The organism is Sphingomonas sediminicola, assembly GCF_014489515.1.
Classification (GTDB): domain Bacteria; phylum Pseudomonadota; class Alphaproteobacteria; order Sphingomonadales; family Sphingomonadaceae; genus Sphingomicrobium; species Sphingomicrobium sediminicola.
Window position 1 is genome coordinate 2,540,623 of the sequence record NZ_CP060782.1, and the last position, 22,493, is coordinate 2,563,115.

The following is a 22,493-nucleotide window of genomic DNA, read 5'->3' on the forward strand; positions in this document are numbered from 1 at the left end:
GGGATCAGCCGCCCTTTTTCTGAGGGACGGTGAAATGTCCGGTCACCCGGCCGCCGCTTTGGCCGACGCCGGCAGGGCCACCATCGATCACTGCGCGTCCGGTATCGAGATCGATCACCAGCCGCTGGCCATTGATCTGCGATCCCTGGCGCTGGAGGACGACATCGCCGACGAGGGTGATCAGCTTTCGGTCGAGGTCGTAGATTCCGAGAGCGCCCCGCGCGGTCTCGGACGGACTGCGCACCGTCACGCCGCCGCTGGCATCGAGCCGCTTGATCTGGACACCGCCCGTGCTCGTATAGGCGACCGTCAGTCGGGCAGTATCGAGACTCAGTTCGTCCTGCCTCACCTTCACGTTGCCGGCGAAGATTGCGCGGTCGGCGCGGTCCTGGACCTCGATCCGGTCGGCGGAAACGTCGACGGGCGCGTTGCTGTTGTGTCCCTTGAGCGCCGAGACGGGCTCCTGCGACTGGGCGAGGGCCGCTGCCGCCGTGGCGAGCGCCACAGGGGCGAGAAGGATCAGCGGCAATCTGCGCATCGGTCTCATCTGACTGCCCCCTGCACGATTTTCAAGCGAGCGCCGCCGTCCAGGACCACAGTTCGGTCATTCAGGTTGGCGCGAAGGCGTGACGCCTCGAACTGACCGAGCTCCATTCGGCCCGCCACGCCGCCGTCGCTGGTCATGACATTCTGCTTGAGGTCGACCGTCACGTCGCGCGTCACCAGCTGTTCGCCCTCTGGGCCGGCAACCCGAACCGGGCCCTGGACCGTCACCTTCTGCTGGTCGAGATTGTACTGGCCCTGGTTCGCCGCAACCGTCACGGGCCCCTGCGCAAGGCCGAAGCGGGCGAGCATTCCCCAGATGTCGACGATCGGCTGCTCGGAAGTTCGCTGAAGCGCGCGGTTGGCGACGATCAGGAATTTCTGCCCGTTATTGTCCTGGCCGACATAGCGCGCCTGCTCCACGCGCATGCGCTCGGGAGCGTTCTCCACCTGGTTCTTGTCGAGGATGAAGCTCACGTCCCCACTCTTGTCGAGCGGCGCCATGGCCAGGAATGCGATCACGACGCCGACAGCACTTGGGAGCGCGACCTTCGCGAACCGCACGATCCTGTCGTGCGAGCTCCCGGGCACCGCCCAACGCTGTTTTACTTCGCGTTCCTGGTTGGCAAGGTCCGACATCGATTATCCGTCGTGAGCGAAAATGTCCTGTTCCGGCCAGCCGGCCAGATCAAGCAAGGCACGATGGGGAAGGAAATCGAAGCAGGACTGCGCCAATTCAACCCGCTTTTCCCGAACCAGGCGTTCGTCGAGCTTTTCTTTCAGCGCATGCAGGTAGCGGACGTCGCTCGCGGCATATTCGCGCTGGGCATCGCTAAGCTCCGGTGCACCCCAGTCGCTGGTCTGCTGCTGCTTGGAAATTTCGTGGCCAAGAAGCTCGCGGACAAGGTCCTTGAGGCCGTGCCGGTCTGTATAGGTCCGAACCAGACGGGACGCCGTTCGCGTGCAGTACAGCGGCGCGGCCATGAACCCGAGGTAGGCCTGGATCATCGCCACATCGAATCGGGCGAAGTGATAGAGTTTGAGGCGGTTCGGATCGCCGAGAAGCGCCTTGAGGTTTGGCGCAGAGTAAGCGCTTCCCTTGCGGAATCGGACCAGGTGCTCGTCCCCGCGGCCGTCAGACAGCTGGACCAGGCATAGCCGATCGCGCGCCGGATGGAGCCCCATCGCCTCCGTGTCGACGGCAATCGCCCCTTCGAAGCTAAGGCCGTCGGGCAGGTCTTCTTCATGGAAATGGATGCTCATTCACTCGTCCCAAAAATCTTTCATTACGCTCGGATCGCTCCCCCTTTAGCAGACCTTGCGCCGCACTTCTTGAGGCCATGTCACGGTTCCGCGCTGGAATCACTGGAGAGACACAGTTTTTTGCTGTAGGGTGCTGAACAGTGTGTGAGCAATCATGCGCCTGACCGGTTGCGCTCTTTGGGCCCAGCGCGTTGGTTTTAAGACATTGTGGGCACAAAGGATTTTAGACGGGCATGGGTTTCGATAGAGGGCGTAAGGGGGACCGCGGTGGTCGCGGCCGTGACAAGCGCGACGATTTCTTCGGTGGTGAAAGCAGCAGCTACGGCGAGCGCGGCGGTTTCGGAGACCGCGGCGGATTCGGCGGTGGCGGTGGCGGTGGCGGCGGTGGATACCGCGGCGGCGGCGATCGCTTTGGTGGCGGCGGCGGAGGCGGTGATCGCTTCGGCGGTGGCGGCGGCTTCGGCGGTGGCGGCGGCTTCGGCGGTGGCGGAGGCGGTGGTTTCCGTGGCGGCGGTGGCGGTGGCGGCTTTCGTGGCGGCGGCGGCGGTGGCGGCGGAATGCCCCCCCAGGTCGTCGGCGAAGGCAAGGGCGTCGTAAAGTTCTTCAATCCGCAGAAGGGTTTCGGCTTCATCGTCCGTGACGATGGCGGCGAAGACGTTTTCGTGCACATTTCTGCTGTCGAGCAGGCCGGTCTAACTGATTTGGCCGACGGTCAGCCGCTCGAGTTCACGCTGGTCGATCGTGGTGGGCGTATTTCCGCGACCAACCTGCGAATCGATGGCGAGCCGATGGCGGTCGAGCGGGCCGAGCGCGCGCCCGAGCGGAAGCTGACTGGCGAAAAGGCGACGGGCGTCGTCAAGTTCTTCAACGCGATGAAGGGCTTTGGCTTCATTCAGCGCGACGACGGACAGCCGGATGCGTTCGTGCATATCTCGGCGGTTGAGCGTGCGGGCATGCCGACGCTCAACGAAGGCGACCGACTTGAGTTCGAGATCGAGGTGGATCGTCGCGGCAAATATGCCGCGGTGAACCTGGCACCGGTCAGCGAATAACAGCTCCTAGGGGGCAGAGGAGCCGGCGGGACGCAAGTCCCGCCGGCTTTTTCATGCCTATTGAGCGCTTGCGTAGAAATCCGCGAGGTCGGCCTTGAGCTGCCGTGCAGAGCCCGGGTCCGTGTACATCATGTGGCCCGCCGGATAGTAAGTGTAGCGGATGTTCGCCGTGATCTGCGGCTCCAGCGCCATATGGCCGATGTCATAATCAGCCCCGAAGAATGGCGTCGCCAAGTCATAGAGACCGTTCACTGAAAGCAGCTTCATCCGGGGATTGCCGCGCATTGCCGCAGCGAGGTCGGCGCTTGTGTCGACTGCGAGTTGCTGCCCCTCGACCGACTTGTGCTGGAAGTTCCAGTCCTCGCCGATGCCGGCGTAATTGTTCGGCCGGTAACTGAGCGGCGTCTTGTAGCCGAGGTCGCGGAACAAATAGTCGTTCAGCGCTCCGGCAAAGGCGCCGGTAATGGCCGCAGCCTGTGCATCGTAGCTCGGCTTCTCGCCTGCCGCGTCGGCGTCCGTGCCGACATAGCGCGAATCGATCCGGCCAATGATCTGGCGGCGATCCCGCAAGAGCTCGCGCTCGAAACGGTCGGGATTCACGCGCAGGTTCGAGCGAAGGATGTATGCCTCCGACAGGCCGGTCAGCCGCGCCATTTGCTGTGCAATGGACTGCTTCTCCGCCTCGGTGATTGCGGCGCCCTTCTGTAGGGCGGCGGCGTAAGGGCCGGCGGCGAACGCCTTCGCCTCGGCCACCCAGCTCATCAGGTCCGGCTTCGGTTCGGCGACTTTGCCGTGATACCAGGCGTTGGTCGCATAGGTCGGCAAGAAGTTGACCATCGACTGATCGCCGTTGAAGCTGTTGAAGTTCAGCACCGTCGAGACGAGCACGATGCCGTTGAGCTGAACGCCGCGGTCCGCGAGCGCGGTGGATAGGCCCGCCGCTCGGGTCGTCCCGTAGCTTTCGCCGATGATGAACTTGGGCGAATTCCAGCGCCCATATTTGGTCAGGTAGCGCTGGATGGTTCGGCCGAACGCATCGAGATCCTTGTCGACACCGAAGAAGTCCTTCGATTCGGCCTTGCCCAATGGCCGCGAGAGCCCGGTCGTCGGCGCGTCGATGAACACAAGGTCGCTGACGTCCAGCAACGTGTCCGGGTTCGCACCGTAGCGGAACGGAGGGCCCTGAACCGTTTCGGGAAGCGAGGCGTCCACCTTCACCGGCCCGAAGCTGCCCATGTGCAGCCACATGGTCGACGAACCCGGCCCGCCATTGAACAGGAAGGTCACTGGCCGAACGGGACCGCGCCCGTTGTCCACCGTGTAGGCGACGTAGAACATGCTCGCCTTGGGCGCGCCGTCATCGTCGCGGATCGTCAGGTGACCAGGCGTGACCGTGTAGCTCAGCGACCGGTCGCGCATCGAGATCGAGCGCTTCTTCGGCTGGGCGTCTTCCTCGACGCTTGCGGCGGCGACATCCGGATCCGGCTTCGCGGCTTCCTCTTTCGCTTTCGCTGGCGGGGCATCGCCGGCAGGGGCTGGCGTATCGGCGGCAAAGGCGGTGGTGGAGAGGAGGAGGCTCAGCGCCAATAGTGACGAACGCATGCTTCGGTCAGTCCTTCATCGGGATCGGCTTGCCGCCGACCATGACATAGCCGACGCGCTGCACAGCGGTCGGATCGACCAACGGGTCTCCTTCGACTGCAATCAGGTCGGCTGACTTGCCGGGATCGAGAGTCCCGGTCTCGCTTGAGATGTCGAGAAGGTCCGGACCGCCCTTCGTCGCAGCGATCAGGGCGTCCCGCGGAGTCATCCCGCCCTTCGTTACCATCAGCTCAAGTTCCTTGTTGGCCTGATTGTGAGGAGCGACAGCGCTGTCGGTACCGAGGGCGATCTTCACGCCGGAGCGATAGGCGAGGTTCAGCCCTTTGCCCCAGACGGCGAAGGTCTGCCGCGCCTTGGCTTCGGATTCGGGCGGCAGCTTGCCGCTGCCCATCAGCGCCTGGACTCCGCTGAACGCCATGAGGGTCGCTGAATAATAGGTACCGTGCGCCTTCATCGCCTGAGCGCCTTTGGCATCGAGGAAGGTGCCGTGCTCGATCGAATCGACGCCCGCGTTGGTGGCGGCGAGGATTCCCTGCGCGCCATGAGCGTGGGCGGCCACCTTGAGGTGCATTGCGTGGGCCGCCTCGACGATGCCCTTCATCTCGGCGTCACTGAAATGCTGTTCGAGGCCCATCGCCCCCGGATCGAGGACGCCCCCAGTTGCCATGATCTTGATGACATCGACGCCCTCGGCCGCGAGCTTGCGAACCGCCGTCTGGCACTGCTCGACGCCGGTGCAAACGGCCGGGCTCAAGTGCGCGTCGTTCACGGCCTGCGCCAACTCGGGCGGGAGACCGGTCGCCGCGTCCGCGTGACCGCCGATGATCGAGAGAGGGTCGCCGGAGACTCGGATGCGCGGACCCGGAAAGCGTCCTTCCGCTACCGCGTCGCGAACCGCGGTCACTGCGCTTGCATCGCCACCGAGATCGCGGACCGTGGTGAACCCGCCGCGCGCCATTTCCAGCGCATGCGTCAGGCCCAGAGTGGTCGCGTAAGGAGCGGAATATTTCTTCGTGAAGTACGCATACCAGGGTGTCCCGGAGGTCTGCGTCAAGTGGACGTGGACGTCGGTCATGCCCGGCATCACCGTGCGGCCGCGCTCGTCGACGATCGTCGCACCGGCGGGCGCAGCGAAGCCGTTCTCAATCCGCGCGATCCGCCCATTCTCAACGATCACGGTCGACGCTCCGCGTGCGGGCTGCGCGGCATCGACGATCAGACGTCCGGCCTGGATTGCGTAGGTTTCGGCGCTGGCAGTGGAAGCGGCGGTCAGCGCCGCGACGGCGGCTAACAGTTTCAGCATGCAACTCTCCCCTTCGGTGCGTGACCGTAACGGGAGTCGCAATCGCTTCAAGTGGCCATGGCGAGCAGGGCCTCGATGCGGTCGGCTTCGTTCGCCGGCTTGTCCGTTCGGATACGGCTGACGCGAGGGAAACGCATGGCGAGGCCGGACTTGTGACGAGTGCTCTTGTGGATCGAATCGAAGGCGACTTCGAACACCAGGCTCTTCTCGACTTCGCGGACCGGGCCGAAGCGCTGGATCGTGTGGCTTCGGACCCAGCGGTCGATCCAGCGCAGCTCCTCGTCAGTGAAACCGAAATAGGCCTTTCCGACGGGAAGCAGCTCGCCCGCTTCGTTCCAGCAGCCGAAGGTATAGTCGCTGTAATAGCTTGAGCGTTTTCCAGAACCGCGCTGGGCGTACATCAGCACGCAATCGGCAGTCAGCGGATCGCGCTTCCACTTGTACCAGAGGCCTGCCCGGCGACCCGCCACATAGGGGCTGTCTCGACGCTTCAGCATGATGCCCTCGATCGCCGCGTCGCGGGCACCCGCGCGGAGAGCTTCCAGCTCGTCGAAGTTCGCCGCTTTGATCAGCTGCGAGATGTCGAACCGCTCGGCTTCGAGCGTCGGGACGAAGCTCTCCAGCCGCTTGCGCCGCTCGGACCAGGGCAGTTCGCGGTGGTCGCGGGCACCTTCGAGCAATATGTCGTAGAGACGCACGAACGCCGGATATTGGCCGAGCATCTTCTGGCTGACGTTCTTGCGGCCGAGCCTCTGCTGGAGCGCGTTGAAGCTGGCGGCCGCCCCGCCATGGAGATCGGCAGCGCCTTGATCGGTGCCTCGAACGAGAAGCTCGCCATCGAGAACTCCCTCCGCCGTGAAGGCCTCGGCAATCTCGGGGAAGCTGCCGCTGATGTCGTCGCCGGTCCGGCTGTAGAGGCGCGTCTGCCCCGCTGTCCGCACGATCTGGACGCGGATTCCGTCCCACTTCCACTCCGCCGCATAGTCGTCGAGCGAGACCTTCGTTTCTTCGAGCGGATGGGCGAGCATGAAGGGCCGAAAAACCGGAACGTCGCGCGCAGTCGGCTGCGGCCCGCGGCCTTCGGCCCAGTCAAATAACTCCAGATAGGGCGGAGCGAGGCCGTGCCAGACTTCCTCGACCGCTTCGACGTCAATCCCGAAGGCGTCGGCAAGCGCCTGCTTTGCGAGCCGGGCCGAAATGCCGACGCGTAATGCTCCCATCGCCAGCTTCAGAAGCGCGTACCGGCCGGACGCATCGAGATGGTCGAGCATCTCTGCGAGCACCTTCGGCGCGTCCATCTTGCTTGCCGAGCGAAGGCGATCGACGGCGGCGGAAATGCTGACGGTAGCGTCGTCCAGCTCCGGCTCGCCATCTGCCGCATTGGGCCAGAGCAGCGAAATCGTCTCCGCCGAATCGCCGACATAGTCGCGGCTCATGCGGAACAGGACCGGGTCGATCGTCTCTTCGACCAGCCCGCGTATGGCAGCCGGTTTTACATGGGGAATGTCGAGCGTCGCGGTCAGCGCGGCGAGCGCGATCCCCGATCAGGGTCGGGCGTTTCCTTGAGGTAATCTCCGATCAGCTTGAGCTTGGTGTTGCGCGAGCGCGTGTAGACGAGGTCGTCCAGCAGCTGGGAGAAGGCGCGCATCGGGCATCACAATGCCTCAATGGCGTTGCGGTGCCGAAACTTTAGTGAAGACGAATGGCAAGCGCGGCGAGAATTGCGTTCGTGTCGGTGCTGCGATTGCTCGAAAGAGCTTCATCCATATGTTCGAGGCAGCACTGCAACGAAACGCGGTGGCCGGGCAGAAGCGCCAGCTGTGCCGAGCGGTGCGCAAGGCATTCGAGCGCGGCAAACCCGTTGATCGCCGCAACCTCGCGGATCGCGTCCATCTGGGCGTGGATATCGAGCGGCGACAGTCGGGTCGCGCGCTTCGTCAGGTCGGCGATGCGCTCACCGAGCTGCTGACGAACGTCGCTTAGCGAGTCAGATTTGCGTGCCCGAGCCATGAGCGCAGTTTCACCGATGATGGTTAAGAGCGTGTTACGCGGCCGCGTCTTCTTGACAAAACGGCTCGGGCCAGTCATTTGCGCCGGCGATCGAGCGGCCGCCTCGCGCGCCGCTCTCTTCGTTTCAAGCATTTGGGATAGGCGCGATGGCCAAGCCGACAACCGTCAAGATCAAGCTCGTCAGCACGGCCGACACGGGCTTCTTCTACGTTACCAAGAAGAACCCTCGGAACCAGACCGAGAAGATGAGCTTCCGCAAGTACGACCCGGTCGCGCGCAAGCACGTCGAGTTCAAGGAAGCGAAGATCAAGTAAGCCGCTGCCGGCGCTTTACGCGTCGGCGGTTACCGGCTCTTTCCGCGCGAGCAGTGAGTCCACCTCCTGCACGAACCGCGCGACTGAAATCGGCTTCGTCACGTAGGATTCAGCGCCCGCTCCGCGGATGCGCTCCTCGTCGCCTGCGGTCGCATATGCGGTGACCGCCATGATCGGCACGTCCTTGATCGCCTCGTCGGCGCGAATCAGCTGAATGAGCTCCAGCCCGCTGACGTGCGGGAGCTGGATGTCGGTAATCACCAGGTCGGGAACGAACTCGCGCGCTGCGTCGAGGGCGAGGCGGCTGTCGGTCACGGCCTGCGGCTCATGGCCATGCGCTGCGAGCAGATCGCAGAACAGCTTGATGTTGAGGGCGTTGTCCTCGACAATCAGGATCTTGGCCAACCGAATATTCCCCCACTCTCTCTAGCAACGACTTAAGCCATGCGGGCTCGCTCGACAAATGACGCTGAGACGCTCGCGCTCTCCGCGCTTGCCGCCACACTGACCGACGAACGCCGCGCCCGGCGGTTCCTCGACCTGTCCGGAATCGACACAGAGGAGTTGCGCCTCCAGGCTGCGGAGCCGGCGTTGCTTGCCGCATTGCTGCGCTTCCTCGAAGCGCACGAACCCGACCTGATCGATGTAGCCGATGCGATGGGCGTGAAGCCGGCGGAGCTGGTCGCAGCCCGGGAGGACCTGGAAGCGTGAAGCGGCCGCTGCTCATCACCGATTGTGACGAAGTGCTGTTGCATATGGTCAGCCACTTCGCCGAGTGGCTGGAGGCGGAGCATGGTGTCCGCTTCGAGCTGGAAACCGGCCGCTGGTCCGAGGCGATGACCGTCGTCCAGACAGGCGAGTCGCTTGCGCTCGACCAGGCCTGGATCCTGCTCGACGCGTTCTTTCGCGGGGAAATGCACCGCCAGACCTTGGTTCCGGGGCAGTAGAAGCGCTCGGCCGGATCGGCGAGGCCGCGGACATCGTCATCCTCACCAACCTCGGCAACGAGGCGCATCCCTGGCGCGTGGAGCAGCTTGCAAGCCACGGCATACGCCATGACGTCATCTGCAACACCGGCGGCAAGGGCGCGCCGGTGAAGCAGCTGCTCAAGAAGCGCCGTCCCTCGGGAGCCGTGTTCGTCGACGATCTGCCGATGCATCACGCTTCGGTCGCGAAACATGCTCCCAAGGTCTGGCGGCTTCACATGATCGCGGAGCCTCGCGTTGCGGGAGCCGTTCCAATGGCCGAGCACGCCCACGCGCGGATCGACGACTGGCCCACCGCCACCGACTGGATCCTCGACAAGCTTTCGGAGAAGAAATGACCAAGACCATCCTCATTACTGGCGCGACTGCGGGATTTGGTCAGGCCGCGGCAAGGCGCTTTGCAGCCGACGGATGGCGAGTTATCGGCACCGGCCGTCGCGCCGAGAGGCTCCGAGAGCTTCAGCAAGAGCTGGGCGACGCCCTCCTGCCGCTGGAAATCGACATGCGCGATCGCGAGGCCGTCGAAAGCCTTTCGAATCTTTCGCCGCCCTGGGGCGACATCGACCTCCTGCTCAACAATGCGGGCTTGGCGCCACCAATGACCCCGATGCCGGAGACGGATTGGGAGCGGATCGAAGAAGTCCTAGACACAAATATCGCGGGATTGGTCGCGCTCACTCGCGTGCTTCTTCCGAAGCTGGTCGAGCGCAAGGGGCAGATCATCAACCTGTCCTCGGTCGCTGCGACGTATCCCTACAAAGGTGGAGCGGTCTATGCAGGGACCAAGGCGTTCGTCCGCCAGTTCTCGCTTGACCTTCGTTGCGACCTCGCCGGAACCGGTGTCCGGGTGACCTCGATCGAGCCGGGCATGGCCGAGACCGAGTTCACTATTGTGAGGACAGGAGGGGACAAGGCTGCCTCGGACGCGCTCTATGCAAACATGAAGCCGATGACCTCGGAAGACCTCGCGGACCTGTTCTGGTGGCTGGCCAACCTGCCGCCGCACCTCAACATCAACACGATCGAGCTGATGCCGGTCAGCCAGAGCTGGGCCGGCTTCACCGTTAACCGCGAGGGTTGACCAGAAGCGCCAGCGGGTGTTGAGGCGCGGCCATGAGCATCGACCAGCGCCTCGCCGAACTCGGCATCACCCTTCCGCAGCCCGCAGCCCCCGTTGCCTCTTACGTCCCGGCGGTCGAGCAAGGCGGCCTGCTTCACATCTCCGGCCAGATCAGCTTCTCCGAAGATGGGAATCTCATTCAAGGTCGTCTTGGCGAAGACATGAACCTGGAACGTGGAACCGCGGCTGCGCGCCGTTGCGGGATCATGCTCCTGGCGCAGATGAAGGCGGCGCTCGGTTCGCTAGATCGAGTTGAGAAGGTCGTGAAGCTCGGCGTGTTCGTGAATAGCGCGCCTGACTTTACCGACCAGCCGAAAGTCGCGAACGGTGCTTCCGAGCTGATGCAGGAAGTGTTCGGCGAGGCCGGCCGGCACGCGCGCAGCGCCGTCGGCGTCGCGGTCCTGCCCTGGGTGTCGCCGTCGAAGTGGATGCGATCGTCGCGGTCAAAGCCTGACCCGCTCGAGCCGGGCCCGAAAGGGTTCGCGCACCGGGGCCTGCACTACGGCTCTGGCTTTCCCGAGAATAGCCTGATCGCGTCCGCCGCAGCGCTCGAGCTTGGCGCGGGCATCGAATGCGACCTGAGGCTTACCGCCGACGACCAGATTCTCGTCTTTCACGACGCGGATGCCTGGCGCATGTGCGGCAGTCCGCTTCGCATCGGCCAATCCACCCATGAGGAGCTAAAGAAGCTCAAGGTCGGTGAGGGCCCACTGCCGACCCTCGAAAGCCTTCTCGCGCTAGTGAAAGGCGACGCTCCGCTGCTGCTGGAAGTGAAGGTCGACAGCGATATCTGGCGCTGGGTGCCTGCACTACGGCGTGCGCTCGCGGGCTACGCCGGTCCGTTTGGGGTGATGAGCTTCGATGCTCGCCTGGCGAGGCTTTTGAAGACGAACATGCCTGACGTTCGGCGCGGACTTGTCGTTCGCGATGACCTTTCGCCCCTGCAACGCAGCCTTGCGATCTGGCTTGCCGATCCCGATTTTCTCGCCGTGGATCGTACTTCTCTCGGAAAATCATGGATCGCCCGCGAACGGGAGCGGATGCCAGTCTACAGCTGGACGATACGATCGCCCGAGCAGCGCGCGCAAGCGCAGGTTCACGCCGATGCCCTTATCTGGGAAGCCGATGGCCGACCGTGAATCGGAAGTAATTGCCAAACTGGCGTCGGGGGTGAGCGGTCTCAACAGCCACGCCTGGGACAGGCTTTCGGGCGATGACCCGTTCGTAAGCCATGCCTTCCTCTCGGCGCTCGAGGAGTCGGGCAGCGTCGGCAAAGGCACCGGCTGGACGCCTGCGGCCATCCTTGTCGAGGACGAATCTTCCCGTCTGATTTCGGCGGCGCCCGCCTATCTGAAAACTCACAGCCAGGGCGAATATGTATTCGACCATGGCTGGGCCGACGCCTTTGAGCGCGCGGGCGGGACCTATTACCCGAAGCTTCAGATCGCCGTTCCCTTCACCCCCGTGCCCGGGCCGCGCTTGCTCGGCACCCAGCCGCAGCACTTGCTTGCGGCTGCCGAGGCGGTGGTCGTCCAAAATGAGATCTCATCGGCGCATATGACCTTCATCGATGAGGGTGGCGTCGCCGAATGCGAGCGGCGCAATTGGCTCATCCGGGATGGCATCCAGTACCATTGGCGGAACCGCGGCTACGGCAGTTTCGAAGACTTTCTTGCGGCGCTGACCAGCCGCAAGCGCAAGGCGATCCGCAAGGAACGTGACGCAGCGCGGCATGGTTTCGAGTTCCGAACTCTGCGTGGTGCCGAGATCGGCGCGGCTGACTGGGACTGGATGTGGCGCTTCTACCAGGACACCGGCTCCCGCAAATGGGGACGGCCTTACCTGACCCGCAAATTCTTCGACCTCATTGGCCAGAGCATGGGCAACAAGCTGCTCCTGTTCCTCGCCATGCGCGACGGCGAGCCGGTCGCCGGCGCCCTGAATCTCATAGGCCAGGACACACTTTACGGCCGTTACTGGGGAACGGTCGACGAGGTCCCGTTCCTTCATTTCGAGCTCTGCTACTACCAGGCGATCGAGTGGGCGATCGCGAATGGTGTGACCTGTGTGCAGGCTGGTGCGCAGGGCGAGCACAAGCTTGCGCGCGGCTACGAGCCAGTGGTCACCAAGTCAGCGCATTTCATCGTCGATCCGGGATTCCGCGACGCGGTCGAGCAGTTCCTGGTCGAGGAGCGGCGGGCAATCGGCGCGGAGTTGGACTGGCTGCGGCGGGCTCTGCCCTACCGCATGTCTTCCTCAGCGTAGATCGCGACCTTCTGCATCTCCGGGCCAGCGACGCCGCGATACATGGCGCGTGTCGTGAATCCCCAGGCACAATCGCCGCTCGGCGAGACGGCAATCAGTCCGCCCAATCCGCCGAGCTGTTTAATGTCTTCCAGCGTTCCGTCGAGCGCGTCCTGAAGCGTCTCTCCGGCCAGGCGAACTCGTTCACCCAACTGATGGCCGGCGACGGCGCGAATGAAATATTCGCCCGAGCCGGTCGCCGAAACCGCTGCGGAGCGGTCGTCGGCGTAAGTGCCGGCGCCAATCAGGGGCGAGTCGCCGATCCGGCCCCACTGTTTGGCCGTCAGTCCGCCCGTCGATGTAGCGGCGGCCACATGCCCGTTCGTATCAACCGCAACCGCGCCGACGGTTCCGTATTTGACGTCAGCGTCGAAGCCGCCTTTTTCGAGCAATTCGTCGAGCTGCCGACGGCGTTCGCCGGTCACGAACCAGCTGTTGTCGACCTGCGCGAGCCCGGCCTCGATCGCGAGACGATCGGCGCCTTCATATGAGAGGAACACGTGCGGACCGCGCTCCATCAATGTGCGCGCCAGGCTGATCGGCGCGCGGGTTGTGCGGACTCCTGCAACGGCGCCGGCCCGGCGATCCTCACCGTCCATGATGGCGGCATCGAGCTCGACGATGCCCTGCGCGTTGAGGGTGCTTCCGCGTCCGGCGTTGAAGCAGGGGTCGTCCTCCAGCACTCGAACAGCAGCCTCGACCGCGTCGACCGCGCTTCCGCCGTTGTTCAGGATCGCAGACCCCGCCTCGAGAGCATTGCGCAATCCCTGCCGCGCACGCTCTTCATGATCTTCGTCGCCATGGACCGGGCGCATCGCACCTGCGCCGCCATGAATCACAAGCTTCCAGGAGATAGTCATGGGGGCGTTCCTAGCCACCGACGGGTTCCAAATCCACGTCGCTGATGTCGGATTGACTCAGATTGAGTGCGATATTATTTTGATATCACTTTAACAGGGAGGTTCTCGTGGCTGACAATGTCACCGCCTTGAAGGCCAGCCGGGAGCGGGCGGCCTCAACATCCAGCGGCTACCTGATGCTGTTTCTCTTGTTGCTCGACATCCTTCTCATTGCTTTTGGCGCCTACAATCTGAGCAATTACGCGGCCGGCTGGGCGCCGGTCCTAGCGGTGCTCCTCGGACCGATCGCGCTGCTGCTCATCGCGCCAGGATTCTTCATGTTGCAGCCCAACCAGGCCTCCGCGATCACCTTGTTCGGGGATTACCGCGGCACGGATCGTGCAACGGGCCTCCGCTGGGTGTGGCCATGGATGATTCGCAAGAAGGTCTCGGTCCGATCGGTCAACTTCATTTCCGAGCGAATCAAGGTCAACGACCTGCGCGGCAACCCGATCGAAATGGCAGCCCAGATCGTCTGGCGCGTGGTCGATACGGCTCAGGCCCTGTTCGACGTCGACGACTATAGGGAGTTCGTGAAGGTCCAGGTGGAAGCGGCGATCCGCACCATCGGCTCGCGCTATCCGTACGACGATTTCGAGCACAAAGAGATCACCCTTCGCGGCAACCACGACGAGGTCGGGGTCGAGCTTCGCAAGGAGCTGATCGCGCGTCTTGCGGTCGCCGGAATCACGATCGACGAATGTGGCTTCACGCACCTCGCCTATGCGACTGAGATCGCCGGCGCGATGCTACGTCGTCAGCAGGCGCAGGCAGTCGTCGCGGCTCGCCGGACACTCGTCGATGGCGCGGTGGGCATGGTCGAGATGGCGCTCGCGTCCTTGTCCGAGAAAGGGTCGTCCACCTCGATGACGAGCGGCGGGCGGCCATGGTCTCGAACCTGATGGTCGTGCTCTGCGGTGAGCGTGACACGCAGCCCGTGGTGAACACCGGCACGCTCTACACCTAGGTCAAAATGGCTGGCGGCGGCGAGCGCAAGGCATATCCGTTGAGGGTCGACCCGGACCTTTGGTCCGCAGTCGAGCGCTGTGCCGCCGCCGACCTGAGGAGCGTCAACAGCCAAGTCGAATGCCTGCTTAGAGAGGCGCTGAAGGCCCGCGGCGTGAAATTGGAGCCACCACAGCCGGTCAAGCGCGGCCGCCCCAAGAAGGGCTGATCGACTAGCCGACCGAAAGATCGTGCTGCTGGTTCAGCAGCCTCCACTCGTCGAGATCCGCATGCATCGCTCGCGCGGCCTGTTCGACAAGGTCTCCCGCCCGCGGAAGGTTCGCAGGCTCCCGCTCCAGGCGATCGACGATCTGTTCCAGGACCTGCGCGGTCTGCTCCGATCGCACCGCGCTCCCTACATAGTCGCCCTGGACCCTGATGCCGAAGACTGCAGTGCCGATGGCCGGGAGGCCTGCAGACAGGAGGGTGAACCAATTGCTGTTGTGCTTGACCCAGGCCGGATCGACCACGAACCCGATGAGCAGGGCGATGCAGCCCACGAGCGCGAGGGCGAACAGGCTGTAGCCGAATATCTCGAGACGGTGGTCGAGCCGTTCGACCTGCCGCGCGGTCGAACGGTGGTAGTCGATTTGCGGGGTGATCTCATGTTCGGCGATCGTTTCTGTGAGGATCTTGAGCTTATCCTGCGTGAGCCGCCCGGAAGGGCAAGCCATCGCCCGCCACACCGCGATTGCATACCAGTCGATCCACCGTCGAGCGACCGGATTTGCGCTGGTTCCGGGTGGGTCCGGCGCCGCCAAGGCAAGCATTTTCAGGCTGCGCATGGGCCGAAGACGCTCGGCCAGCTGACGATAATCGAGCCAGCGACGGTGCCATTGCTGCCTGGTGCCAAACCAGGTGTTGAAGAGGATCGCGAGCACCGCGATGAGCTCGGCGACTGCAAGATACTTCTTCGCGTCGGGAAGGACCAATGTGGTCAGCGCGAGCAGTACGGCCAGCGCACCCAGCACGAAATTGAACACGTGCCCGCTCCGGTAAGATTGGGCGAAATGGGTGGCGAGGCTGTCGGCCCACTCGTACCAATTCTGGAGGGAAGTGAGCGGCGCGCTGACGGCCTGCACTCGCTCGCATGCGTCGCAATAGCTCCGCCATTCGGCATGGGACTGCTCGAACGCCGCATCGGCTCGCCAGTGCTGTCGGCGGAAGCGCGATACTCCGGTCGCGGCGAGTAGAAGCGGATATTCGATCCGTGCCTTCACCTTCCGCCGGCATTCGCTCTGGAACTTGTGGATGAAGTTACGCTCCTGCGCGCCTGGCGGCGGGGTCACCAGCGCGTTGAGAACGTCGTTCAACTCTTCATTGGAAAAGCCTCGAACGTTCGCCGTGTCTTCGGCGCTTGTAATGACGGCGGGCTCGAAGGCGCTCCATCTCAGGGTAATTGGCTGCGAGGCCGAAATCGGAACGTGGATCGTGGGTGTCGCTCGGTCATGAGCTAGCCGCACGATTTCGCCAGTCCCGCCGCGCCCCCTGGGCGGGAGGCCATCCCATACGGCGATTAGCAGATCGCTGTGAGCAACCGTTGCACGCCCGGCCATGACGTAGCTCTCGAGCAAATGGCTCGTGTGCCCGGGAAGCTCGAGCACGCAGGACGCGCGCGAGAGTAGCGCGTCGAATTCGGCGCGGCCGGCCGCTTCCGCCATGTCCTCAAGATATCGGTCGCGTTCGAACGGAAGGATTGCGTGCAGCTCGAAACCGAGCTCCAGCGCGATTGCGGCGGCGATCTGATCGGCCCCGTCTGCCAGCGGCGAGACGAATAGCAGCCGCAGCGGTGCATCGGAAAAGAACTCGCAGTTCGCGCGCCGCACGTCATTTGCCGTGGCCGCAATCGCCACGAGAACGTCGCGCAGCCGGCTCTTCAGCGCCTCAACCGCATCCGCGGCAAGGGCATCCCTTCGGTGGCCGGTCACCCCAACCGCAAGGACGAACGGCAGCGATGGTGGGCACTCCCGCATACGGCGACGACCCGACTGGTGCAGGTTCAGCTCAGGCGCAGTGATCGCTCGCTCCTATTGCGCACTAGTCCCGCCGTTCTTGAACTCAGGATCGCAAGGCTCGGCCTTATTGGCCTGGTCGACGAAGTTCAGCTGATACCGAAGTATCGATTCCTTGTCGTTCTTGTTGACGAGCTTCAGCGTGTTGTCATCGCAGCTCACGACCTCGATCTGCTTGTCAGTCGCTCCTGGGGAAGGGCACTGACCGTCCGCATTCTCGTGAATCCAGATCGGCTGCTCGGTATCGAAGCGAAGCTTCCGGCTGGTTGTGTCTTGAAGCTTGAACTCTACCAGCACGTCGTTGTCGCCCTTATCGAATTCGATCCGCGAGACTTTTGCTTTCTTCCCGTCGATTTCCCAATCGATGAGGCCCTTGTCGCCTTTCTTGGCCTCGACTTTCACGTCCTTTGCCATGACCGAGCTCCTCTTCTCGTTTTCGTTTACCCAACAATTGAAAGGTCGCGCTTGTAGGTGGGGTCGCCGTAGCCCATGCGATCCAGCCGTGCGGCCAGGCCTCCCGCCTCTTCCCGTCGGCCCAATCCTTTCAGGATCACGACCTTGCGGGCGATCAGTGCCGGCCTGTCGGACGCTTCCGCGGGCCATGACCGCAATGCACTCGCAAATGCGTCGCGAGCTCCTGCCCGATCCCCGGACGAGCTTTGGACCAGGCCCCGCAAGAGGTAGGCATTGGCTAGGACAAGCCGCGCGTCGCTCGAAGGCGATCTCGCGAGTTCGCCTTGCGCAAGTCCGTTCAGCTGGCCGGAGAGCTCCTGCGCCTCCGCCAGCGCGCCTCGCCCAACGGCCGCGCGAATCTTTGTTTCGAGGCACATGCTCCTCAGATCCATGCGCCAGAGAACAACCGTTGAATCTTTTGAAACGAGCCTGTCCGCGGAATCACAACCGGATCGAACAAGCGCGGACGCTTCGTCGACGTTTCGCGCCGCCAAATCGAACTTGGCGAGCTCGAGCTTCGAATAAGCGGTCATCGCCGCCCAGTCCGTATTTGCCGGCTCAGCTTTCAGGAGAGCGTCGCCAATGTTCACCGAAGTGCGCATTTGCTGGATGCCGGCAGCTAGGTTTCCTCGAACGGCGTTCAACCGACCCGCCGCGCGGTACGCAACGACGGCTTGACGGCGATACTCCGCGTCACTGTTCGGATTGGTGATGAGGGGCTGGAGTAGTACGATCTGGCGTTCCCGCTGCGCGAGGCCGTCGTCGAGCCGGCCCTCCTTCTCTCGCGCGTCGCCGAGCCACGCCAGGACCTCAATCAGCGCCTTGCGGTACTGCGCATTGTCCGGAGCGCTCGCGGCCAGCTTTTCGCGGTCGGATAGCGAGTTCTCGAACACCGATGCCGCTTCGGAATACCGACCCGATTCCATCAGCAGGATTCCGAGATTGGTATCGGCGTAAATACCTTCCATTTGCCAGGTCGGGTTCGAAGGGTCGGTCGCGATCAACCGCTGCGCCAACGCCTTGTAGTTGCGCATCGCCGCTTCAGCTTCGTTCGTCATGCCCCGCAGGCGGGCAACGTCCCCACGTAGAAGACGTTTTGCGCGTGTTCATAAATTCGCTGCGGATCGTTGGGCGATCGACGCAAGGCTTCGGCGGTGCCTGCCAAGGCTTCACGGTAGCGCTGGAAGGCTCCATCCACGTCCCCCGGCTGCTTGCGATCTGTCCCATCAGGGTCAGCGCCCTCGACCGTTGGGTCAGGCTTTCGTCGCTTAAGCTCGTTGTGTCCTGGTGCCGGTAATAATCGAGCGCGCGCGCCCCGACGCTGTCAAGGACATCGAGACGGCCCAGTGGCTCCAGTTTGTTCTTCAGATCCCCGAGCATGAAGCCGATAAGACCTTCGGCTTGCCTTCGTTGATCGCGAGCAGCGTCGCGTGCCTGGATAGCGGTGTAAGCAAGTCCGCTCGTCACCACCATTCCCGCGAGGGATGCGGCAGCCAGCAAGGCTAGCCTTTTCTGCCGCCGGACTTCGTCGCGACGGATGAGATCGTCGAGGCCGACGCCCAGCATTCCTGCGACGAGCTTGAGCAATCCCAGGCGTCTGACTTCGGCATCGCCGCGAAGGTCGGCTGCCAGTGGCTCGGCTCGCTTCGGCGTCGGACGTCCACGTCGATCGTACCGGAACCGGAGCGCCCTCGGCAGGCATTCTTCCTGCTCCCTGCCCGGATGCTCGGATGCAAAGGGCTCGCCGGCCACGATCGCGGCGAGGACGCAGCCTTCGGGGTGCACGCGCTTGAAGGCCTCGATCTCGGCATTGGTCCATTTGGAATCAGCCGCCGCCGGCGAGCAGATTACGATCAGGAAGCGCGACGTCGAGAGCGCGGCACGAATCTCGTGGCCCAAGTCATCCGACGCAGGAAGCTCCCTTAGGTCGCGGAAGATCGGGGTGAGCCTTCGAGGTACGGAACCGTGATCGGTGACGCGGCCGACCAGATGGCCGGGCACGCGGAACTTCTCGAGCTCATCATGGAGCCAGCGCGCTGTCGGCTCGTCGCGGTGGCTGTAGCTGAGGAATGCGAAATAGTGCTTCGAGCCACCGGCGAAGGGCGTCGCCGAAGCTGCATCCCGGTCGGGATGAATCCACTCAGACGGCCGGGCAAGTAACGTCATCGCTGCCCTCGCAACTCCGCTAAATCGCTTACCATTTCCGCGAATTTAACGCGAATCAGTCCTCGGACCTCGCTTGGCCGTAGCGGCGGCAGGCCCTATATGCGCCGCCATGTCCTCAATTCGCCCGTGGCGAGATATCGCGCGCCGCAAGTCGCGTCAGATCATGGTCGGCTCCGTTCCGGTGGGCGGAGATGCGCCCGTAACCGTTCAGACAATGACCAACACGCCGACTGCTGATGCGGGCGCCACGATCGATCAGATCCGACGCTGCGAGGATGCAGGCGTGGATATTATTCGCGTCTCCTGCCCCGACCAGGACAGCACGGCGGCCTTGAAGGAGATCGTCCGCGCGGCGAACGTCCCGATCGTTGCGGACATCCATTTCCACTACAAGCGCGCGCTCGAAGCGGCGGACGCCGGAGCGGCCTGCCTGCGAATCAATCCCGGCAACATCGGTTCTGAAGACCGTGTTAAGGAAGTGATTGCGGCGGCTCGCGCCAACGGCTGCGCGATCCGCATTGGCGTGAACGCCGGAAGCCTCGAGAAGGACCTTCTCGAAAAGTATGGCGAACCGTGCCCCGAGGCCCTCGTTGAGAGCGCGCTCGACCACATCCGAATTCTCGAGGATCACGACTTCCGAGAGTACAAGGTCGCGGTCAAAGCGTCCGACGTCTTCCTCGCGGTCGCTGCGTATCATGCGCTAGCAGACGCAGTGGATTGTCCATTGCACCTCGGCATTACGGAAGCCGGCGGGTTGATCGGTGGCACCGTGAAGTCATCGATCGGCATCGGCTCTTTGCTTTGGGCAGGGATCGGCGACACGATCCGCGTATCCCTTTCCGCCGAGCCGGAGGAAGAAGTTCGCGTCGGCTACGAGATCCTGAAGGCGCTCGGCATCCGCAATCGCGGCGTTCGTGTTGTCTCCTGCCCAAGCTGCGCGCGGCAGGGCTTCGACGTGATCCGCACGGTCCAGACGCTGGAGGAAAGGCTCCAGCATATCCGCACGCCCATGTCGCTCTCGGTGCTAGGATGCGTCGTCAACGGTCCAGGGGAAGCCCGCGAGACCGACATCGGCATCACTGGTGGCGGCCAGGGCAAGCACATGGTCTTCCTGTCGGGAGTCACCGACCATCATGTTCGCGACGAGGACATGATCGAGCACATCGTGAAGCTGGTCGAGGCCAAGGCCGCGGAAATCGAGGCGGCGTCCGCAAGCGACGAGACTCTCGACGCAGCCGAGTAAAGTTCAGCCTTTTTTCACCTTGTTGGGCGCATTGTCGCGCCGTGGCCAAGCTGTTGTTCATTCTGATTTTGGGCGGAGCGCTCGCCGGCACCATGGAGCCGTCGGAGCCGCCGCTGCTGATCGATGATGCCTCGCAGCCCGCACCGTCTTCGCCTGACGCAGACCTGTAATCACCACAGCATCTTCGCGAGTTTAAGCAATTGCTGACGAGTTGCGCTTAAATTGCAGCTCAATGTACCGAGCTCTCTTTGCGTTCATTGCTGTCGGAACCGTGATCGGCCTCGCCGTGCCGACGTCCAAGCGCCCGCCAGCCGCACCGGCCTCCGTTCCGCAGAATGACGGCCAAGCCCGTGAGACCGTCCTCGAGCGCGAAAGCAACGGGCATTTCTACGTCCACGCGAAAGTGAACGGCGAACTCGTCCGCTTCCTGGTCGACACCGGCGCAAGCGGTGTCGCCCTCACCGTTGAAGACGCCCAGCGCATCGGCATTCCCGTCAATCCGGCCGAATTCGAATATATTGGCGAGGGCGCTTCGGGCCCGATTCGCGGCAAGCCGATCATGCTGCACGAGGTCGATGTGGACGGGAAAAAGGTGACCGATGTCCGCGGGGCAATCCTCGAGGGTTCGGAGCTGTCGCTTCTCGGCCAGTCCTATCTGTCGCGGATGGGCGAGGTGCAGATGCGCGGCGATTATATGGTGCTGCGCTAGCCGACGCTCATGGCTAAGGGCGGTGCGTGAATCGCGTCGCCCAACATCCCGTCCAGGCCTTTCTCGCGGCGCTAGCCGCAGTCGGCATCCTGTCGGTCATGGACGCTGTGATGAAGGCGCTGGTGCTGGCGATAGGGATCTACGCTGTCAGCATCTGGCGGTCGGTCGTCGGCTTCATTCTTTCAGGGAGCCTCTACCTCCCGCGCCGCCTTCCATGGCCGAGTCGGTCGACGCTCAGGATCCACGTTGCGCGAGGCTTGATCGTTACCGTTATGGCGTTCCTCTTCTTCTGGGGAATCGGCCGGGTGCCGCTCGCCCAAGCCATCGCCCTGACGTTTATCGCTCCGCTAATCGCACTCATGCTCGCGGCGCTCTTCCTGCACGAGAAAATCGGCGGACGATCCATCGGCGGCTCGGTTGCGGCCTTTGCCGGGGTTCTCGTTATTGTCTTGGGGCAAGCGCGGGCCGAGCTTGGTCCCGACGTCCTGATGGGTAGCGTCGCCATCATTGGCTCCGCGCTTTGCTATGCCTGCAACATCGTCTTGATGCGGCATCAGGCGCTGGCGGCCAAGCCGCTCGAGATCACCTTCTTCCAGTCGCTGACCGTTCTGGTCCTATGGCTGGCGGTCATTCCGTTCGCGGGCCTGCCGGACTGGCCATCGGACTATTGGTGGACGTGGATCGTCATTGCTGCGGCTATGTCGACGGCCGGCGCCATGCTCTTTGCCTGGGGTTATGCGCGTGCCGAGGCGAGCTACCTCGCAGTGACCGAATATAGCGCATTCCTATGGGCCGCTGCGCTCGGCTGGATCGTCTTCCAAGAACCGGTCTCTCTCTACACCGTTGCGGGTGCCGGCATGATCGTCGGAGGATGTATCATTGCCGCCCGGAGCAAGATTGCTGCGCCGGGTGAAGTGGAGGTCGCGACCTAGCGGGATCCGAGTATGTTCACCGTCAACGCAAGCACACCAAGATTGAAGAAGAAGCCGACCACGCAATGGACGGTGACGACCTTGCGGATGTGTGGTGACGTGATCGCCACGTCGCTGGTTTGGACCGCAACACCAAGCGTAAAGGCAAAATAGGCGAAGTCCGCCATCAGCGGTTCGCGCATCTTGGGAAACTCGAGGCCGGCACAATCGCGGCCGCCATCGTCTGCCGTGTAATAGAGATGAGCATAGTGAAGCGCGTAGACTGCGTTGGCGAACGTCCAGACCAGAATGAGGCTGACGGTGACGATGAACTTGTCGAGGCTCGAGATCTTCCCGCCTTGAGCGAGCTCGCCGACGAGCACGGCCAGGATCATGATGGTGAGCACAAAACTGAGGATGAGCAGGATTGCGCGGTTGGCGTCGTTGTGGGCTGCTTCCTGGCGGATGCGCTTCGCGTCAAATCGGAACGTCGGCGCGTAGGAAGCAAGGAAAGCGATTGCGGCGACGTCGAACCCGATCAGCAGACCTCGCGAAAGCACTGCGCCCGCCCGATCGCAACGATCCAGGCGGCGATCAG

25 protein-coding genes and 4 pseudogenes are annotated in these 22,493 nt (G+C 63.4%); 15 read left to right on the forward strand and 14 right to left on the reverse strand.

The window, feature by feature from the left end:
- Positions 1–4 precede the first annotated feature (4 nt).
- From H9L14_RS13665 to H9L14_RS13675, 3 genes are all read right to left on the reverse strand, one after another.
- Positions 5–538, reverse strand: a complete 534-nt coding sequence (locus tag H9L14_RS13665) for an LptA/OstA family protein (protein ID WP_187708532.1) — start codon at positions 536–538, stop codon at positions 5–7.
- Between the two features lie 5 nt (positions 539–543).
- Entirely contained in the window at positions 544–1,065 is a 522-nt protein-coding gene (lptC, locus tag H9L14_RS13670; protein WP_246444214.1) for an LPS export ABC transporter periplasmic protein LptC, read from the reverse strand.
- 120 nt (positions 1,066–1,185) lie between these two features.
- The gene (locus H9L14_RS13675) at positions 1,186–1,806 is read right to left on the reverse strand and encodes a ribonuclease D (RefSeq protein ID WP_187708534.1); all 621 of its coding nucleotides are present in this window, start codon (positions 1,804–1,806) and stop codon (positions 1,186–1,188) included.
- A gap of 233 nt (positions 1,807–2,039) precedes the next feature.
- Here H9L14_RS13675 and H9L14_RS16790 point away from each other — a divergent pair, with 233 nt between their 5' ends.
- Positions 2,040–2,858, forward strand: coding sequence for a cold-shock protein (locus H9L14_RS16790; protein ID WP_187708535.1), 819 nt, complete (start codon positions 2,040–2,042; stop codon positions 2,856–2,858).
- A 57-nt stretch (positions 2,859–2,915) separates the two neighbouring features.
- Here the strand turns inward: H9L14_RS16790 and H9L14_RS13685 are convergent, their stop codons facing one another.
- From H9L14_RS13685 to H9L14_RS13700, 4 genes and pseudogenes are all read right to left on the reverse strand, one after another.
- On the reverse strand, positions 2,916–4,460 hold the full coding sequence (locus H9L14_RS13685) for a S10 family peptidase (RefSeq protein WP_187708536.1): 1,545 nt from the start codon (positions 4,458–4,460) through the stop codon (positions 2,916–2,918).
- Positions 4,461–4,467: 7 nt separating this feature from the next.
- A complete protein-coding gene (locus H9L14_RS13690) occupies positions 4,468–5,763 on the reverse strand; it encodes a metal-dependent hydrolase family protein (RefSeq protein ID WP_187708537.1) in 1,296 nt (431 codons plus the stop codon).
- 47 nt (positions 5,764–5,810) lie between these two features.
- A pseudogene (locus H9L14_RS13695) lies at positions 5,811–7,411 on the reverse strand (cisplatin damage response ATP-dependent DNA ligase).
- A 41-nt stretch (positions 7,412–7,452) separates the two neighbouring features.
- Positions 7,453–7,773: a hypothetical protein gene (locus H9L14_RS13700; protein WP_222949850.1), complete on the reverse strand. Its 321-nt coding sequence runs from the start codon at positions 7,771–7,773 to the stop codon at positions 7,453–7,455.
- A gap of 146 nt (positions 7,774–7,919) precedes the next feature.
- Between H9L14_RS13700 and rpmG the strand changes: the two genes are divergently transcribed.
- Complete coding sequence (gene rpmG, locus H9L14_RS13705; protein ID WP_187708539.1) at positions 7,920–8,087, forward strand: 50S ribosomal protein L33; 168 nt, start codon at positions 7,920–7,922, stop codon at positions 8,085–8,087.
- 15 nt (positions 8,088–8,102) lie between these two features.
- Here rpmG and H9L14_RS13710 read toward each other — a convergent pair whose 3' ends face one another.
- Positions 8,103–8,483: a response regulator gene (locus H9L14_RS13710; RefSeq protein WP_425506914.1), complete on the reverse strand. Its 381-nt coding sequence runs from the start codon at positions 8,481–8,483 to the stop codon at positions 8,103–8,105.
- Positions 8,484–8,531: 48 nt separating this feature from the next.
- On the opposite strand from H9L14_RS13710, the gene H9L14_RS13715 reads away from it, so the two are divergent.
- From H9L14_RS13715 to H9L14_RS13740, 7 genes and pseudogenes are all read left to right on the forward strand, one after another.
- Positions 8,532–8,798, forward strand: coding sequence for a DUF3572 family protein (locus H9L14_RS13715; RefSeq protein ID WP_187708541.1), 267 nt, complete (start codon positions 8,532–8,534; stop codon positions 8,796–8,798).
- On the forward strand, positions 8,795–9,034 hold the full coding sequence (locus H9L14_RS17185; RefSeq protein ID WP_343070199.1) for a hypothetical protein: 240 nt from the start codon (positions 8,795–8,797) through the stop codon (positions 9,032–9,034). The genes H9L14_RS13715 and H9L14_RS17185 overlap by 4 nt, the downstream gene beginning before the upstream one ends.
- A gap of 77 nt (positions 9,035–9,111) precedes the next feature.
- Positions 9,112–9,411: a hypothetical protein gene (locus H9L14_RS17190; RefSeq protein ID WP_343070200.1), complete on the forward strand. Its 300-nt coding sequence runs from the start codon at positions 9,112–9,114 to the stop codon at positions 9,409–9,411.
- Entirely contained in the window at positions 9,408–10,154 is a 747-nt protein-coding gene (locus H9L14_RS13725) for an SDR family NAD(P)-dependent oxidoreductase (protein ID WP_187708542.1), read from the forward strand. The genes H9L14_RS17190 and H9L14_RS13725 overlap by 4 nt, the downstream gene beginning before the upstream one ends.
- A gap of 32 nt (positions 10,155–10,186) precedes the next feature.
- A pseudogene (locus tag H9L14_RS13730) lies at positions 10,187–10,647 on the forward strand (RidA family protein).
- Between the two features lie 91 nt (positions 10,648–10,738).
- Positions 10,739–11,332, forward strand: a pseudogene (locus H9L14_RS13735) (glycerophosphodiester phosphodiesterase family protein); the annotation flags it as partial.
- Complete coding sequence (locus H9L14_RS13740; RefSeq protein WP_187708544.1) at positions 11,319–12,458, forward strand: GNAT family N-acetyltransferase; 1,140 nt, start codon at positions 11,319–11,321, stop codon at positions 12,456–12,458. The pseudogene H9L14_RS13735 and the gene H9L14_RS13740, both read left to right, overlap by 14 nt.
- Here H9L14_RS13740 and H9L14_RS13745 read toward each other — a convergent pair.
- Positions 12,434–13,357 (reverse strand): isoaspartyl peptidase/L-asparaginase family protein, encoded by a 924-nt coding sequence (locus tag H9L14_RS13745; RefSeq protein ID WP_187708545.1) that lies wholly within the window; start codon positions 13,355–13,357, stop codon positions 12,434–12,436. The two genes, H9L14_RS13740 and H9L14_RS13745, sit on opposite strands and share 25 nt — an antisense overlap.
- A 107-nt stretch (positions 13,358–13,464) precedes the next feature.
- Here H9L14_RS13745 and H9L14_RS13750 point away from each other — a divergent pair.
- Positions 13,465–14,363, forward strand: a pseudogene (locus H9L14_RS13750) (SPFH domain-containing protein).
- 6 nt (positions 14,364–14,369) lie between these two features.
- The gene (locus H9L14_RS13755; protein ID WP_187708546.1) at positions 14,370–14,570 is read left to right on the forward strand and encodes a type II toxin-antitoxin system antitoxin; all 201 of its coding nucleotides are present in this window, start codon (positions 14,370–14,372) and stop codon (positions 14,568–14,570) included.
- Positions 14,571–14,574: 4 nt separating this feature from the next.
- On the opposite strand, the gene H9L14_RS13760 is transcribed toward H9L14_RS13755, so the two are convergent.
- The 4 genes from H9L14_RS13760 to H9L14_RS13775 all read right to left on the reverse strand — a co-directional run bounded on the left by H9L14_RS13760 (position 14,575) and on the right by H9L14_RS13775 (position 19,032).
- Positions 14,575–16,329, reverse strand: a complete 1,755-nt coding sequence (locus tag H9L14_RS13760) for a DUF4231 domain-containing protein (protein ID WP_187708547.1) — start codon at positions 16,327–16,329, stop codon at positions 14,575–14,577.
- Positions 16,330–16,428: 99 nt separating this feature from the next.
- On the reverse strand, positions 16,429–16,827 hold the full coding sequence (locus H9L14_RS13765) for a hypothetical protein (protein ID WP_187708548.1): 399 nt from the start codon (positions 16,825–16,827) through the stop codon (positions 16,429–16,431).
- A 26-nt stretch (positions 16,828–16,853) separates the two neighbouring features.
- Entirely contained in the window at positions 16,854–17,924 is a 1,071-nt protein-coding gene (locus H9L14_RS13770; protein ID WP_187708549.1) for a hypothetical protein, read from the reverse strand.
- Positions 17,908–19,032, reverse strand: a complete 1,125-nt coding sequence (locus H9L14_RS13775) for a toll/interleukin-1 receptor domain-containing protein (protein ID WP_187708550.1) — start codon at positions 19,030–19,032, stop codon at positions 17,908–17,910. The genes H9L14_RS13770 and H9L14_RS13775 overlap by 17 nt, the downstream gene beginning before the upstream one ends.
- Before the next feature lie 109 nt (positions 19,033–19,141).
- Here H9L14_RS13775 and ispG point away from each other — a divergent pair, with 109 nt between their 5' ends.
- The 4 genes from ispG (at position 19,142) to H9L14_RS13790 (ending at position 21,916) form a co-directional block, all read left to right on the forward strand.
- Positions 19,142–20,275 carry a flavodoxin-dependent (E)-4-hydroxy-3-methylbut-2-enyl-diphosphate synthase gene (gene ispG / locus H9L14_RS13780; protein WP_187708551.1) on the forward strand — a complete coding sequence of 378 codons (1,134 nt, stop codon included), beginning with the start codon at positions 19,142–19,144 and terminating at the stop codon, positions 20,273–20,275.
- Positions 20,276–20,316: 41 nt separating this feature from the next.
- Positions 20,317–20,445, forward strand: coding sequence for a hypothetical protein (locus H9L14_RS16795; RefSeq protein WP_281389387.1), 129 nt, complete (start codon positions 20,317–20,319; stop codon positions 20,443–20,445).
- 62 nt (positions 20,446–20,507) lie between these two features.
- Positions 20,508–20,984, forward strand: a complete 477-nt coding sequence (locus H9L14_RS13785) for a retropepsin-like aspartic protease family protein (protein WP_187708552.1) — start codon at positions 20,508–20,510, stop codon at positions 20,982–20,984.
- A 26-nt stretch (positions 20,985–21,010) separates the two neighbouring features.
- Entirely contained in the window at positions 21,011–21,916 is a 906-nt protein-coding gene (locus tag H9L14_RS13790; protein ID WP_246444215.1) for a DMT family transporter, read from the forward strand.
- Here H9L14_RS13790 and H9L14_RS13795 read toward each other — a convergent pair.
- A complete protein-coding gene (locus tag H9L14_RS13795; protein WP_246444216.1) occupies positions 21,913–22,455 on the reverse strand; it encodes a DUF1345 domain-containing protein in 543 nt (180 codons plus the stop codon). The two genes, H9L14_RS13790 and H9L14_RS13795, sit on opposite strands and share 4 nt — an antisense overlap.
- Between the last annotated feature and the right edge of the window lie 38 nt (positions 22,456–22,493).

Coding starts and splice junctions, on each gene's coding strand:
- H9L14_RS13665 (WP_187708532.1), bottom strand. CDS start 538: ATGCGCAGATTGCCGCTGATCCTTCTCGCCCCTGTGGCGCTCGCCACG.
- H9L14_RS13675 (WP_187708534.1), bottom strand. CDS start 1,806: ATGAGCATCCATTTCCATGAAGAAGACCTGCCCGACGGCCTTAGCTTC.
- H9L14_RS16790 (WP_187708535.1), top strand. CDS start 2,040: ATGGGTTTCGATAGAGGGCGTAAGGGGGACCGCGGTGGTCGCGGCCGT.
- H9L14_RS13685 (WP_187708536.1), bottom strand. CDS start 4,460: ATGCGTTCGTCACTATTGGCGCTGAGCCTCCTCCTCTCCACCACCGCC.
- H9L14_RS13690 (WP_187708537.1), bottom strand. CDS start 5,763: ATGCTGAAACTGTTAGCCGCCGTCGCGGCGCTGACCGCCGCTTCCACT.
- H9L14_RS13700 (WP_222949850.1), bottom strand. CDS start 7,773: ATGGCTCGGGCACGCAAATCTGACTCGCTAAGCGACGTTCGTCAGCAG.
- rpmG (WP_187708539.1), top strand. CDS start 7,920: ATGGCCAAGCCGACAACCGTCAAGATCAAGCTCGTCAGCACGGCCGAC.
- H9L14_RS13715 (WP_187708541.1), top strand. CDS start 8,532: ATGCGGGCTCGCTCGACAAATGACGCTGAGACGCTCGCGCTCTCCGCG.
- H9L14_RS13725 (WP_187708542.1), top strand. CDS start 9,408: ATGACCAAGACCATCCTCATTACTGGCGCGACTGCGGGATTTGGTCAG.
- H9L14_RS13740 (WP_187708544.1), top strand. CDS start 11,319: ATGGCCGACCGTGAATCGGAAGTAATTGCCAAACTGGCGTCGGGGGTG.
- H9L14_RS13745 (WP_187708545.1), bottom strand. CDS start 13,357: ATGACTATCTCCTGGAAGCTTGTGATTCATGGCGGCGCAGGTGCGATG.
- H9L14_RS13755 (WP_187708546.1), top strand. CDS start 14,370: ATGGCTGGCGGCGGCGAGCGCAAGGCATATCCGTTGAGGGTCGACCCG.
- H9L14_RS13765 (WP_187708548.1), bottom strand. CDS start 16,827: ATGGCAAAGGACGTGAAAGTCGAGGCCAAGAAAGGCGACAAGGGCCTC.
- H9L14_RS13770 (WP_187708549.1), bottom strand. CDS start 17,924: ATGACGAACGAAGCTGAAGCGGCGATGCGCAACTACAAGGCGTTGGCG.
- H9L14_RS13775 (WP_187708550.1), bottom strand. CDS start 19,032: ATGACGTTACTTGCCCGGCCGTCTGAGTGGATTCATCCCGACCGGGAT.
- ispG (WP_187708551.1), top strand. CDS start 19,142: ATGTCCTCAATTCGCCCGTGGCGAGATATCGCGCGCCGCAAGTCGCGT.
- H9L14_RS13785 (WP_187708552.1), top strand. CDS start 20,508: ATGTACCGAGCTCTCTTTGCGTTCATTGCTGTCGGAACCGTGATCGGC.